Genomic DNA, 13,739 nt, shown 5'->3' on the forward strand with positions numbered 1-13,739 from the left:
GTTCAGCTGCTGGTGCGGGGCTTAAAACAGATTGTTGTGCTGCTGGGCGTTATAGTCGTCGGCCACTTTCTGGTAGCTGCCGGCTTCAACCGCCTCGAGCGCCGTCGCAATCGTATCCGCCGCGGTTTGATAATCGTACTGGGCGTATGCGGCTTGCGCCTGGGTCATTGCCTGCGCCACCGCTTCATGGGAAGCTTTGTAGCGGTTGGCATATTGCAAAAGCTGTTCAGTCATGCCAGCGGCGTCTATCACATCGCGACTTTGCTGCTTAAGTTGGTCGATGTCGCTGGACACCTTGATGAGCTGTTTAGCAATCGCGTCCAAATCGATTTTGACCTGATTCATCGCCTGCTTGAGGCTCGTGATTTCGCCAGTCACCACCTTGAAAAAGTCGCGGTAGGCTTTCGGCAGGCCGGGCAAATCATGGCGTGAGACTTCATAGCGAATATCCCGCACCGAACGGTCGAAGGCATCCACCTGATCAATCGCCTTTTGTTCAGTTTCGCGCAGCTCACTGACTGAGTCGTTGATGGTCGCTTGCTGCTTTTCAATGGCGGTCAGGTCGCTTCGGTCCTGGGTAAATTGGCTCAGCACCTCGGAGTACACCGCCTGATGCGCGGTCAGTTGGTCAACCGCCTGATCATAGGCTTGGTTGATATCGTTCAGTTGGACCTTTAAGTTATTGGTGGTTTTGATTTCATCATGATTCAGCTGATAGCTTTGATTCAGATGATCGAGTTCAATCGCTAAGGTGTGGTTTTGTTGCAGCGCGTGATTGATAAATTGCCGCAAGTCGGTTTGGCTATCGGCCACGGCGGCTTTGGCTCTCAGCTCTTTTTCCATTACGGCGTATAAGGAGTCAATCTTGTTGGCGATGGTTTCGGTGTTGGCGGTCAGTTCGGTGACAGCCAAGTCTTTAATCTGCTGGTCGGCGACCTGCAGCGCCGTTGTCACCTCAGCCACGCCGGCCGGAACATCTTCCGTGAATTGGAACTGCTGAGCGGTAAGATGCTCGAAGCCGCTTTGAATTTCCTTCACTTGGCCGGGGAATTCATTGACCACTTCATTGACCAGCGGCGGCAAGGTTTTCACCTGCAACTTGATGGCCGCGACCTCATTTTTCAGCTGGCCGAGTTCACCCTTGGCCTTTGCCGGATCGCCGGCGGCATTCAGCTCGTTGATAGCTGACAAGCGCGAGGCAATTTGCTGAAGACTATCTTCCAGCGCCGGCAGCGCCTCACCAAAGGCGAAGCTCTTCGCCAAAACCGTTTTGCGCGCTTCCTGATAGCCTTCGCGCAGTTGGTTGATGCGCTTGGCATTTTCGGCCTCGCTGATCTTAATGGTAGACAGCGCCTGGTTAATCTGATTCATCTGTTTGGCCGCCCCTATTTGCAGGGCTTCAATATTGGCGATACCGTCTTTCACCTGGCCAAAATGGAACTGTTTATTCGCCTGTTCCACATCAAGTAGTGCCGTCTGCAATTCTGTCAGTGTGCCATCAAGCAGCTCCTGATAAGCCTTGGCCCACTTTTGGAATTCCTGACGGCTATCGCCACTTAAATTCAGCTGCTGAATGCTGCGAATCAGCCCAGCCGCGCTGCCTGTATCCAGCGTAGCGACTTCTTCGTCCAAGGATTTGATCACGCGCGCGTTACGCACCTGATACCCCCAAACCCCTAGGCCAATCAGAACGATAATAATCAATGCAATGATAATCCAAGTCATGTTATTACACCTTCCGCCATCCGAGAGCCGCAGTTGCAATTTATCAGCGGGCCCACTAAACTGTCCCTATTACAAGTCGACAATCGTCTTCGGTTCCTAGTATCTCAAAAACGCCGGCAATATGAAAGGCTTTCTCATAGGAAAACCCCGTTTCTGTAAGGAATGAAGGCAATTTCACCCAAGGAGTGTTGAATATGGCCCCAATCGATCCGCTGCTGGTCGCGCAAGTTGATGCCTTGCTGGCCGGCGAAACCAATGTGATCACTAACTTAGCCAACGCCAGTGCCGTGTTGTTCAACGGCATGGAAGCCGTCAACTGGGCCGGTTTTTACTTCTACCACCAGGCCCAAAACAGCCTCGACCTTGGCCCGTTCCAAGGTCAAGTGGCATGCATGCATATCGCCCCAGGCAGCGGCGTGGTGGGCACCAGTTTTGCCCACCAAAAAGCACTGCGCGTCCCGAATGTCCATGATTTTGCCGGCCATATCGCCTGCGATGCGGCCAGCAACAGCGAAGTCGTCGTCCCGCTGGTCGTCGGCGGCACGATCATCGGTATCATGGACATCGATTCGCCAGAACTGGACCGCTTTAGTGAAAACGACTTGAAAACCTTGCAGGACTTTGCCCAGACGCTAGCGAAACACCTTGACGCCGAGGCGCTAGCTACGGTATACTAGCCTGCGTGTAAAATAATGCAGCAGTGAATGGAATGGTCGGCTCCAGTTTGGCAACCCTTTGCGGAGAGCTTAGTAACCGCGGCTGCGAGAGCGAACAGCTTAGCTTAACTGCCCGTGTTTTGAATTCACAATTCATTATTTTACTCCAAATATAAATCTTGGAGGAAATACCTTATGTCTCGTTATACTGGTCCTCGCTGGAAGCAGTCCCGTCGTTTGGGGCTTAGCCTTTCCGGCACTGGTAAAGAACTTGCTCGTCGTCCCTACGCCCCTGGTGATCACGGTGCTAACAACCGTCGGAAAGTTTCCGAATACGGCCAACAGCTCACTGAAAAGCAGAAGTTGCGTTGGATGTACGGCTTGAACGAACGCCAATTCCAAAACCTGTTTATCCGCGCCGGCAAGATTAAAGAAGGTACCCATGGTGAAAACTTCATGATCCTGCTCGAAACCCGGCTGGACAACTTGGTCTTCCGTTTGGGCTTGGCCTCCACTCGTCCGCAAGCACGTCAGCTCGTTAACCACGGCCACATCACGGTTGATGGCAAGCGCGTTGATATTCCTTCTTACGAAGTCGCTGCGGGCCAAGTGATCGGCTTGCGCGAACGGAGCCAAAACCTGACCATCATCAATGACTCACTGGAAGCAACGGTTTCCCGTCCTGCCTACGTGACCTTCGATGATAACAAGAAGGAAGGCTCCTTGGTTCGCCTCCCAACGCGGGACGAACTGGAACCAGACATCGACGAAGCCTTGGTCGTTGAATACTACAACCAGAAGCTGTAATCGATTATCCTGCCTCGGCAGACAAAAAAAGCATTTGGCCATTTGGTCAAATGCTTTTTTGTTTTCTCCCCGGCCGCAGTCGCAAGTGAACCTCGGCAAACCGCTGTTGCAGCTCAAGGTTCAACTGACGCACCGCCTCAGCCTCTACTTTCATCACTCGCCGGTCAAAGGTCCACAAGCCGTTCACCTCGCCATGGACATCACTGACTTGGGTATAGATACTGGCTGCTAGCCCTTGCTTAACGGCCGGCAGAACCTGCTTGCGGTATAGCTTGACCAGCGCAGTGGAGAGCTTTTGCCGGCTATGGTAGTACCGGTAACCAAACGCCTCTTCCGGGGCATGGCCTGGCCACGGCAAACTGTACCCACCGAATTCGGTGAGGGCTTGTATCCGGCCGAACCGATCACGATGCAAGTGAAATGGCTTATAGTAGATATGCCAGGAGCGAAAATCTCCGCCGTGTTGGTCATGCCAGCCCGAAGCCTGATCGATTAAGCGGGTGGGATCCAGCGTCGCCACTTCCTGTGTGATGGCCTGCGTGGCAAATTGCCCCCAGCCTTCGTTGAAGGGGACCCAAGTACAAAGTGAGACCACATTCTTCAGCAGCGCAACTGTGCGCTGCAGGTCGCGGTGATAAACGGCCCGGCCGGCTGAGGACTGGCGACCAAAGCCAGCACGGGTATCCTTCAAAGTGATGCCAATAAACGGCAGAATCTGAATCACCCACGGCGAATACTGGTCGCCGCCAGACACGAAATCTTGCCACACCAACAGGCCCAGCTGATCGCAGTGGTAGTACCAGCGGAGCGGCTCGATTTTGATGTGTTTTCTAATCATGTTGAAGCCCAAGGCCTTGATCTGCCTCAGCTCGGCCACTATCGCCGCATCACTGGGCGCAGTGTAAAGCCCGTCGCTCCAATAGCCCTGATCCAGCAGCCCTGATTGATAATAAGGCTCACCGTTCAGCAAAAAGACGGCTTGGCCATTGGCATCAACCCCACGGCCAAAACTACGCAGACCAAAATACGACGTTACGGTATCCTCGCCGACTTGCACCGTCACCTCATAGAGAAACGGATCCTCTGGCGTCCATGGGTGCTTATCGGGCAAGGTGAACGTGACAGCCATGTCGGCAGTCTCCGCTACCGCCACGGTTTGCTGATGGGCGGTAACGGCCACGGCTAACGTGGCCGTAGTGGCCTGATTCAAGGTCGCCTTGACCGTCACTTGCCCGTTACTCAAGTCCGGCGTTAACGTCAGGTCGGAGATGTAAGTCGCCGGCACCTGTTCCAGCCAAACCGTTTGCCATATGCCGCTTTGCGGCGGATACCAAATGCCCCCGGCCTGCAGGCGCTGCTTACCTGTGGCTTCATCGCTTTGGTCGCTGTGATCTTGCACCGCCACGATCAGCTCAACCGTTTTGCCCCAAGTACTAGCAGGCAGCTCACAGCTAAAAGGCCAATAGCCGCCGCGATGCGTGACCAGTTTTTGCCGGTCCACAAAGACCTGGCAGTACTGATCTACCCCCCCAAAGTGTAATAGACAATGGCCCTCAGCCCCTGCCGATACCGTGAGCTGCCGCCGGTACCACAAGGTTTGGGCCGGCTGCAGCGGTGGCAAGCCGCCACCGAGTTCACTTTCCGGTGAAAAAGGAACGGTAATCTGACCCGCCCACTGCTTGGGCAGCGTCGGGGTCGCCGTAATGGCATAGTCCCATTGACCGTTCAAATTGGCCCACTGCTCCCGGCGCATCTGCGGCCGCGGGTATTCAGACAGTGGGTGGTCTCGATTGAGTTTTTCCCCCCATGGCGTTAACATCGTCATCACCTCTTAATGCCAGTGTACCCCAGCAGCACGCAAAAACCGCAAGCAAATTCGCTTGTGGCCATGGTTTAGTTATGTTTGAACACCGACCAGCCGGTAGTGGGCTTGAACCCAATCCAGTTCGGCATCGTCGTGATCTGCTTGGCGTACGCCGTGAAGTCGTCTGGATTTAAGCCCTCACTCACTAGAATTTCCGTGAATGGCGTTCCCGCGAGCACCGCAGGATCTAGCTTGTCTTGAACGATCGGAATCAGGTGCTCGCGCAGTTTATCGTAGCTAGCCAACTGAGCAAAAATTGGCGTGTCCGCAGCCACATACAAATGGTTGTGGCGATCCACATGATCCATCAGCCACGCGGCCATGAGCGCCGCCTCGGTTTGAAATAATCGCACCGGTACTGCATGGTCATCCAACAGCCACAATTCTGAAGGCGAAAAAGTTTGGGCGAACACTGGGCGCCCGGCCTCCGAGTACAAGGTGCGGCTCATGATGCTGTGCACAGTCGGCGCATCGCGGCCATCCACCAGCTGCGCCGAATTGGCCGTCGCCCCGAACTGCTCAGACATCAAAAGTCGTTGATGCTGGTCATAAGTGTCCACTCGCACCGGCTGCCCGCCGGCAAAATAGTTGATGGCACTGACCCGGCCCCGTTCGTCCCGGTCCACCCGGTAAATTGGCTGACCATCCCCGTCATGATATACGATGGCGCTGCGGGCATAGTCTTCGAATGTTTCCAATTCGCCCAGATAGCCTGCCAGCGGTAGTGCGGTCAGCGGCTGATTTTTGAGCTCGCGATGGCCATGCAGCTCAGCAAAGAAGTTCTCATGCGGCGTGCCCTTGGCAAAGAAATGACCTTTATCGCGGTACAGCGTGAAGTTATCATTAGCTCGCGGATCCAGCCCCCCGGACAACACGGTCATCGGCCGCTCGGCCAACGCCGCCTTCACGGCCTTCAAATGCGCCGCCGCCTCAATCGAAATCGTTGGGGCAATGCGATCAAGAAAATAGTAATCGGGACCGGTGGTTGCCGCCTGCGCCGGTTGGTTTGACTTGAATAAACTCATGATGGCCTCCTAACGATAATCGAAGAAATGGGCGTCAAAGAGCGGTGCTTTGGCCTTCGCCACTCGTTCCAAGTGCCGATTGCGAATACGCCAGCCCCAAACCGTGATGGCCTGGATGATCAGCAAAATCACCAAACCGAAACTGGCCGCAAGACTGACTTTCAGACCCTGCCGCAATTCTGGAAACGTATATTTCAGTTCCACGCGATGCTTACCCGCGGTCTTCAGGTTGATTTTCATCAGCTCTAGATACTTATGTGCTTTCACCGGTTTGCCATCCACTGTGACCTGCCAGTCCGTATCGTAAGGCAAGGTCATAATCAGTGACTGGTCGGCTTTGGTGGCGATGGCGGTGCCTCGCCAGTGGGTGGTTTTCAACCGCTTGAGATTGACCCGTTGCTGGCTCATTTGCTTCAGCGCCTGATCAAAACGTTCCTGATAACCCACGAGAACCCTGTATTTCGGTAGGTGGGTGATACGCTTTTTCTTATCGAATTTCTTTTGGGTTTTGGTGTAGTCGAGCACCTTCAGCGTCACCGTGATGGTTTGACCCTGTGGATAGGTTCCCAGGGGAATGACCCCACTTTCGGTTTCCGTGCCATCGGTCACAATTTTCTTACCGTTCACCAAAACCACTACATCAGGCCGAGTTTCCGGTGTCAGGGTGTAGAGCTTATCATGCCGCAGCTCGAGGTAAAGCGGCCGGTTCACGCCACCACCGGGCACCGAAATGTTGACGGTGCGGGCCTTCAAATCCCGTTTGGTTTCTTTCACCCCGCCTCGCAGCATGTAAATGTTATCGACGCCACTTAAATCACCGTAAACCATCCCCACATTCGCGACGCCAATGTACTTATAGGTTGATTTCACCTGGGTGGCTTTGGTGGGAGCGACCATCCCGATTTTTTGGGCTAGTGGATTCTGATAGATATGGTAGCCATTCACATTGGCTAAGGGCTTGAGGCCTTGAGTCACCAGGCGACTGGCTTGATTCGTCACGCCGGCGGGGCCATCGACGATGTACTTGATGCCAAACAAACTATCGGCTGCGCGCGTCGAGCCGCCATCATAGGACGTCCAAGGCGAGCTAGAGAGGTAACCCATAGTTTGCATCATGAAATTAATGGCGTGTGGCTGACTAGAACTGAAATGGGTCAACCCATTGAACCCGAATTCCATTGGTGTCGTGCGATCCCGCTGATAGTTCAACTCCATCCGGTAAAAGTCGCTTTGATCATGCTGTTTGATCCAAGTCACCGCCGCGTTCGTGCCCTGCACCTCCCGCGAGTAGCGGGCCATGTTGAAATACACTGGTTGGTGCCCATAACTCCAAACCGTGGCCGCCGCTAAGTCAGCCACACCAACGACCGCCACCAGCAGGCTCGTGACCCGTTGCCATTTGGGTTGAGCGAAATACAGGGTCAAAACTAGGGCCCCCACCGCAATCATCGCCACATTATAGGCGAAAGTAACATTGGTAAATTGATTGACCGCATAATCGCCTTGGTAGCTAAAAATCCTGACCTGATGAAAGGCCACCATAATCGCGACCAGCACGACGACTAGGAAGAGATAGCGGGCTGCCCTGGCACTCACGCGCATCAGTCCAAAGGTAAACAGCGCCATCAAGATAAACAGAAACCCAAACACAAATGACCAGCGTTGCAAAAACCCCACTGGTTTGGTGAAGCCATGCCAAGCGGTATTCGTCCCATCGAACAAAGACTCTAGCGTCAGCAGCACTAACGTCACGCCAGTCGCCACCCGAATCACTCCGGGAATCCGGTTGGCAAAGAAGAAGGCCGCCAGCATAATCATGACAATGACCCCAGTATAGATTGCTGGGCCAGGATTGTTCCAACTCATCGGCGTATAGGTCAGGTTAAAGAGATTGTTCAGCATCCGATAAAGCGTCCACGTATGCGTCAACGTAAAATGGTACGCCGTGGTGCCTTTAACGCCTTGCAGCGTCTTCAAGGTTGGCCAAATAATCACCCACGCCAGCCCCACCGTCACCAGTGAAATCGCACCAAAATAAGTCAGTTTCAGTAGAATGTGTTTGAGGCGCCACCCAGCAATGCGCCACTGAATGACCATCCGCAGTACAAAATAGTGTACTAAAAACAAAGCCACCATGTAGCCGATGTAGTAATTCAAAATCAAGGACAAGCCCAGCATCACTGAATAGAAGGCCCATTTAGTGTGGAGGATGTAACGCTCCACTCCCAGCACCACGAGTGGCAGTAAAATCACCGTATCCTGCCACATCAAATCCATGGAGTAATGCAGCATCCAACCTGAAAAGGCCCAGGATAACCCAAGTAGTACTTGGAGCGGGACAACGACCTTTAGCGCATAGTGGCGGTTAAAATAACGCACCAGCACGAGCATGGTAGCAGCCGCGGCTGCATTTTTCGCCACTGCCATCCAGGCCACCGCAATCGGGAGCTGACTATAGGGAAAAAGGAACAACAAGACATTGAACGGGCTCAACAAGTAGTAGGTAGTCAGCCCAAACATGTTCCCGCCCAAGGTCATATTGCTCGAATAGAGAAACTGCTGCCAGTCGCCAAAGTTCCGCTTCAAATAAGTAAAGTAGCTGGCATATTGCTGGTTTAAGTCCTGCCGCAGAATCGTATGCGGACCAAACGGGGCTATCCCGTTTACCTTCAGCCCGATAATCGCGACGCCAACCGCAGCCGCGATTACGAAAAGATACAACCCTATTGGCCCAATAACTCGCCGAACCGCCTTCATAAGTCCTCCTCCGTAACTCGGCCCCCCAACCGGGCTGCGTCTCCCACCAATTATTACTGATTAATTATTATAAATTAATTTTATCATTTTTGGCCGGCAATGTAGCGCTTTTATTCTGGTCAACATCTCTGATCAACATCAACAAGTTTGCGCCATGGCCAGGCCAGGATTGAAAAAAGGGCGGCCATTGCTGACCACCTCGCCTAGCCTTACTTCTCAATGATTTCTTCAGCCTCAAGAATCCGCTGCCAGCCCCGCTGCAACTGCACATCAGCACGATCTTCATCGAAGACTTTGGCTTGCGGCAACTCAGCGTGAAACTGGCTGGTAATAATCAGATCTTCCGCCTGAGGCGTAATCCGCAAATTGCCCTCACGCAGCCGATACCCATGCTTGACGCCTTGGAGCTGCGCGACGGCAGCATCGTACTCGCGCCGTTCCGCCAGAATCAAATCGCCGGTATTAGCCAGCGGCTGCAGCATTGCTTCGACAAAGCTGGCGAAGGAGGGGAACTGCGCACCAGTAGCATTGATGTTGAGCAAACCACCTTGACTAAAATCTTGCGTCGCCGCAATCTGTCCCTGCGGCGTTAAGTAGGTCACTTGCCGCAAATGGGTTTCGGCATAATGGCGCACCTGACTCAGAAAGCCGCGGCAATCATAGAGATCGCGGCGAGAGCGCGTCCCGGTTTCATCGAAGTAATCCACCGCGTCGACATGGCCGGCCTCATCGCGCCACACTTTCGCCAGTAACTGACCCTGCCGGTGATACTCATCCCCATCGTCCTGACGCAATTTTACCCAGTCACTCGGAAAAGCGAGCTTGGCTACCGGGAAGGGTGCAACTGCTAACGCCGGCACCTGCTGAATTTGATCGAACACGGAAACCACTTGCTCCGGCTTCACCCCGTAACCGCGTACGACCTGCGGCCAAGTCGGTGAATCGCCCAAGGTGACAATTGTTGCTCGCACACCTAGTGCAGCGAAAACCTTAACTCTTTCGTAAAGCGCGGTTTCAACTGCGGCTGGCGCCGCTGCTAACGTGCCTGTGACAAAAAACGCCTGCATCGCGTTTCCTCCCTACTATGCGTTGACGGAAACATGCGCCGTCAGTGGCGAAATGCGCTGCAAATAGGCATTGAATCGAGCCGGCGCGGCATTCCACGGCGCGGCCGGGTTCAGGTCGCTGACGCGCAGGTCATCCACAAACGCCAGAATTTGTGGCCATTGCTCAGCATGCACTGCCGTCAGCTCAGCCATCTGCGCCGTCATTGCCGCATCTGCGCCAGCTTGTGAGTAGAACCGAACGATGGTTTTGGCCAATGTCGGCACATACTGCTCTGGCGCCAAACTCCGCAGGCGAGTGAGAAAGCGCGTCATCATCCGCACCCATTCCAGCTGCAGGGCATCCGGCTGGGGCGGCAGCACCGTTTCCGGTAGCGCCCGGCCCATAAACTGCACAGCCACGACACTTTCCAGCTTCCGCGGTGCTTGTGCCACAGCTTCAATCTGTTGACCGACGTACTGCTCGGTATAAACGCCAAAATCTTCGAACTTGATCTGACTGTGCATCAATAAGTTACGGTTGATGAAGCGGCCGCTCAACAGGTGGTTAGCCGATTCAACTTTATAGGCATAGCTGCGATCGTCGTTCATCTCTTGACGCATCAACAGGCCTGAAATCAGCTGCGCCTCGGGATGGGCCGTAATGGTCTGCAACACCTGCTGCAAGACATCGACGGCATTGAATTGAAAATTCGGTCCCATAAACGCGACGTATTTGCCCGTAGCCAGCATCACCCCTTGCTGGAAGGCGGTAGCCCAAGACCAGATTTTCGCCGGCTTGATATAACGGAAGGTCAGGTGGTTGAACACCCGGAGCGGCTCCAGATCCTCAAGCTGATAGCGCCCGTTATCAATCAAGAGCACCTCTATCTCGCGAAAATCCACCCCTAGCTGATTGTTGATGGATGATAACGGCACGGCCAAATCATGCACCGAAGCTGATTCCATTGCGATAATAAGACTGACCCGCTTATTCATAGCTGTCCCTCCAAGTTGTTCAAATAGCCTGCGTCCAGTTCGACTAGCCGCGTCTGACTTTTGTTGATGCTTACCTGCCATGACACGGGATTCGCAACCACCATCCGAGCTAGTTCAGAGCTAACGTCATTCGTTGCAACCACTTTCATCTGCTTCAAGTTTACTCCAACTGGCGAGAAGACAGAAGCCACCGTGCGGTCAAAATAAGCACCATCATCTAATTGAAACAGAATGCCGATATTCGAGTTGGATTCAGTCGTGGTTTTGCGTCTCTTCAAAGGCATACCTTAGCAGCTTCATCTGAACTGCCAGATATTTTTCCATGCCGACAGTGGACCAGCCAACCTGTCTGCCGCCGCGTTCGCTGTCCCTGATGATTAGTTTTCTGACTTGCTCTTGGCCCCGAGTTGTCCACAAACTACGATTTTCAACCAAGAGCTTCGTGTGTTCGGCAATAAAGGCGTCTGGATCGACAGCTGGATGCTGTTTTTCACGGTAGAACAAATCTGCCATATATTCATAGAAATCACGGGGCCAGACTGAGGCCTTCTGCTGTCGCAACACTTCCAAAATATAGCGGTTAGATTCCGCCCAGGTATGCAACTGATGATCGAATTCGTGACCGTTCTTGCGCACCGTCGATTTGGGATTCCACAGCCATACATACACTGGCTTATCTAAATAAAAGCGATCCTGAGCCAGCTCACAGGCCAATCCCACAAAATAGGTATCCTCAAAAATCCGTAAATCCGGGTGCCAGGTCAGCCCAATCCGCTTGATATACTCACGGTGATACAGCTTGCCATATGCTGCTTTCCAATCATATTTGGCCGACAAGGCATAATTAAACCCGTTTCGACGGTATTCCTGTTTGGTATAGCGGGCAATGATTAGGTCATGATCACGCTCGCGCGTTGGCGCCAGCATGTCTCTTAACGCGAAGACATCACTGAGCTCATCGTCGGCGTCGATAAACATAAAATAGTTGCCTTCTGTGTGATCAATACCGACTTGCCGTGCCACCCCAGCGCCGCGACTGGGTTGATAGTTCAGTTGACGCACGACCAGTCCGCGTGGCGCTTGAAATAAATCATTCGACATAGCCGTCACGCCGTCGCCGATAAGGGCGACCTCAATATCGCTAAAATCTACGTCTACTTGCATGGTCACGCTGGCAAAAGCGCGTCGTACTTGTTCAGGTGTCTCGTTATGATATGTGATGATAATAGATAGTTGCTTCATAAGTGTTTACCTCGTTTAGTACCTATATGTAAGAACAAACTGACCATCTCGATTGCTTGAGATACTCAGCTTGTTCAGCGCTCATGCTTTCATGAGTTTAGTATAAAGGTTCGTCGTCTTGACCGCGCTGCTTTTTGGCAACCGCAAATGCAGCTAAGGCATCCACCATTGTCAAACCTATGCCAGCTAAGATCATTTCGGCATTGCTTGATTCACCCGTTTGTGGCAACTTGCTTGGCCGTGCGTTTGAACCTGAACCAGAAGCATTACCGTTCGTGCCAGTACCAGAGAAGCGACTTTGATGATTATCAGTCGAAGTGCCATTTGAGTGATCACTTGGCTTCCCACTTAGGTTATCTTCTAACTCTCCTTCAGGGTTGCCTGCGAGATTCTCATCCGGATCTCCGTCCTGGTTGTCGTCAGTATGATGATCAAGATTTCCAGTAGGGTTGCCTTTGAGGTCGGTGTCCGGAACATTGTCAGGGTCGCTTGCTGGGTCACCTGTTGGCTTGCCTGTCGTTTCATCAGTCGGATCCACGTACAGCGGATTGCCCACTCGAGTAATCGTCACCGACTTAATGCCATTGCCAGGAATGACAGTGTCATCGCTTGGATCATCAGTCGGATTGTCGGGGGTATCACTCGTTGAATCAACATGGAGAGGGACCCCTACGCGGGTAATCGTAATTGACTTAATGCCATCACTAGGGATAGCAATGCTGTCATTCGGATCATCTGATGGTTCATCTGTCGTGTCCTCATTTGGATTGCCAGTCACGTCATTTGTCGAATCGACATGAAGCGGGATGCCTACACGAGTAATTGTGATTGATACATCACCATTCCCGGTTGTACCCTTATCGCCGGTTGTACCCTTGTCGCCAGTTGCACCTTTGTCGCCGGTTGTACCCTTGTCGCCAGTTGCACCTTTGTCGCCGGTTGCACCCTTGTCGCCGGTTGTACCCTTGTCGCCAGTTGCACCTTTGTCGCCAGTTGCACCTTTGTCGCCGGTCGTACCCTTGTCGCCAGTTGCACCCTTGTCGCCGGTTGCACCCTTGTCGCCGGTTGCACCCTTGTCGCCGGTTGTGCCTTTGTCGCCGGTTGCACCCTTGTCGCCAGTTGCACCCTTGTCGCCGGTTGCACCCTTGTCGCCAGTTGCACCCTTGTCGCCAGTTGCACCCTTATCGCCGGTTGCACCCTTGTCGCCGGTTGCACCCTTGTCGCCGGTTTCTCCTTTGTTCCCTTCGAGGAAATCAGATAGATCAGTTGTGCCATCACCGTTGACATCAGAGCCACCATTCAGTAACCAGATTTCGAAAGCACTCTTACCGTCTGCGCCGGTATCACCCTTCGCACCTGTGTCACCCTTAAGATTTTGGATCATGTCGTCAACATCGATGTCGCCATCTTCGTCGGCATCAGTACCGCCATTATCCTTCCAAGCTTCGAATGCTGACTGTCCAGCTGCGCCGGTATCACCCTTCGCACCTGTGTCACCCTTAGCACCGGTATCACCGGTGAGGTCTTGGATCATGTCGTCAACATCGATGTCGCCATCGCCGTCGGCGTCAGTACCGCCATTATCCTTCCAAGCTTCGAATGCTGATTGACCAGCTGCGCC

General features: G+C 53.3%; 11 protein-coding genes. 2 read left to right on the forward strand and 9 right to left on the reverse strand.

Going from position 1 to position 13,739, the window contains the following annotated elements; all coding sequences use genetic code 11:
* Positions 1–21: 21 nt before the first annotated feature.
* Entirely contained in the window at positions 22–1,725 is a 1,704-nt protein-coding gene (gene ezrA, locus EKM90_RS07165) for a septation ring formation regulator EzrA (protein ID WP_125581135.1), read from the reverse strand.
* A gap of 194 nt (positions 1,726–1,919) precedes the next feature.
* Between ezrA and EKM90_RS07170 the strand changes: the two genes are divergently transcribed.
* Both EKM90_RS07170 and rpsD read left to right on the forward strand, forming a co-directional pair.
* Complete coding sequence (locus EKM90_RS07170; protein ID WP_125581137.1) at positions 1,920–2,402, forward strand: GAF domain-containing protein; 483 nt, start codon at positions 1,920–1,922, stop codon at positions 2,400–2,402.
* 174 nt (positions 2,403–2,576) lie between these two features.
* The gene (gene rpsD / locus EKM90_RS07175; RefSeq protein WP_125581139.1) at positions 2,577–3,188 is read left to right on the forward strand and encodes a 30S ribosomal protein S4; all 612 of its coding nucleotides are present in this window, start codon (positions 2,577–2,579) and stop codon (positions 3,186–3,188) included.
* A 46-nt stretch (positions 3,189–3,234) separates the two neighbouring features.
* Here the strand turns inward: rpsD and EKM90_RS07180 are convergent, their stop codons facing one another.
* The 8 genes from EKM90_RS07180 to EKM90_RS07210 form a co-directional block, all read right to left on the reverse strand.
* Positions 3,235–5,007, reverse strand: a complete 1,773-nt coding sequence (locus EKM90_RS07180) for a glycoside hydrolase family 2 protein (RefSeq protein ID WP_203632346.1) — start codon at positions 5,005–5,007, stop codon at positions 3,235–3,237.
* A 74-nt stretch (positions 5,008–5,081) separates the two neighbouring features.
* Positions 5,082–6,077 (reverse strand): hypothetical protein, encoded by a 996-nt coding sequence (locus EKM90_RS07185; RefSeq protein ID WP_125581144.1) that lies wholly within the window; start codon positions 6,075–6,077, stop codon positions 5,082–5,084.
* Between the two features lie 9 nt (positions 6,078–6,086).
* Positions 6,087–8,834 (reverse strand): YfhO family protein, encoded by a 2,748-nt coding sequence (locus tag EKM90_RS07190; RefSeq protein ID WP_125581146.1) that lies wholly within the window; start codon positions 8,832–8,834, stop codon positions 6,087–6,089.
* Between the two features lie 209 nt (positions 8,835–9,043).
* A complete protein-coding gene (gene asp1 / locus EKM90_RS07195; protein ID WP_125581148.1) occupies positions 9,044–9,901 on the reverse strand; it encodes an accessory Sec system glycosyltransferase Asp1 in 858 nt (285 codons plus the stop codon).
* A gap of 15 nt (positions 9,902–9,916) precedes the next feature.
* Complete coding sequence (locus EKM90_RS07200) at positions 9,917–10,876, reverse strand: glycosyltransferase (RefSeq protein WP_164507897.1); 960 nt, start codon at positions 10,874–10,876, stop codon at positions 9,917–9,919.
* Positions 10,873–11,154 (reverse strand): hypothetical protein, encoded by a 282-nt coding sequence (locus EKM90_RS12805; RefSeq protein ID WP_164507898.1) that lies wholly within the window; start codon positions 11,152–11,154, stop codon positions 10,873–10,875. The genes EKM90_RS07200 and EKM90_RS12805 overlap by 4 nt, the downstream gene beginning before the upstream one ends.
* Positions 11,129–12,118: a glycosyltransferase family 2 protein gene (locus tag EKM90_RS07205; RefSeq protein ID WP_125581151.1), complete on the reverse strand. Its 990-nt coding sequence runs from the start codon at positions 12,116–12,118 to the stop codon at positions 11,129–11,131. Before EKM90_RS07205 ends, EKM90_RS12805 begins: the two co-directional genes overlap by 26 nt.
* 97 nt (positions 12,119–12,215) lie before the next feature.
* Positions 12,216–13,739 (reverse strand): LPXTG cell wall anchor domain-containing protein (locus EKM90_RS07210; protein WP_125581153.1); only part of this gene is annotated, 1,524 nt, incomplete at its 5' end.

The sequence above is a fragment of the Lacticaseibacillus suibinensis genome (assembly GCF_003946175.1).
GTDB classification, from domain to species: domain Bacteria; phylum Bacillota; class Bacilli; order Lactobacillales; family Lactobacillaceae; genus Lacticaseibacillus; species Lacticaseibacillus suibinensis.

What these genes read in the sequence shown, in the direction of transcription:
- EKM90_RS07200 (WP_164507897.1), bottom strand. Translation starts at nt 10,876, where the DNA reads ATGAATAAGCGGGTCAGTCTTATTATCGCAATGGAATCAGCTTCGGTG.
- EKM90_RS07190 (WP_125581146.1), bottom strand. Translation starts at nt 8,834, where the DNA reads ATGAAGGCGGTTCGGCGAGTTATTGGGCCAATAGGGTTGTATCTTTTC.
- EKM90_RS07180 (WP_203632346.1), bottom strand. Translation starts at nt 5,007, where the DNA reads ATGTTAACGCCATGGGGGGAAAAACTCAATCGAGACCACCCACTGTCT.
- EKM90_RS07185 (WP_125581144.1), bottom strand. Translation starts at nt 6,077, where the DNA reads ATGAGTTTATTCAAGTCAAACCAACCGGCGCAGGCGGCAACCACCGGT.
- ezrA (WP_125581135.1), bottom strand. Translation starts at nt 1,725, where the DNA reads ATGACTTGGATTATCATTGCATTGATTATTATCGTTCTGATTGGCCTA.
- EKM90_RS07205 (WP_125581151.1), bottom strand. Translation starts at nt 12,118, where the DNA reads ATGAAGCAACTATCTATTATCATCACATATCATAACGAGACACCTGAA.
- rpsD (WP_125581139.1), top strand. Translation starts at nt 2,577, where the DNA reads ATGTCTCGTTATACTGGTCCTCGCTGGAAGCAGTCCCGTCGTTTGGGG.
- EKM90_RS07170 (WP_125581137.1), top strand. Translation starts at nt 1,920, where the DNA reads ATGGCCCCAATCGATCCGCTGCTGGTCGCGCAAGTTGATGCCTTGCTG.
- asp1 (WP_125581148.1), bottom strand. Translation starts at nt 9,901, where the DNA reads ATGCAGGCGTTTTTTGTCACAGGCACGTTAGCAGCGGCGCCAGCCGCA.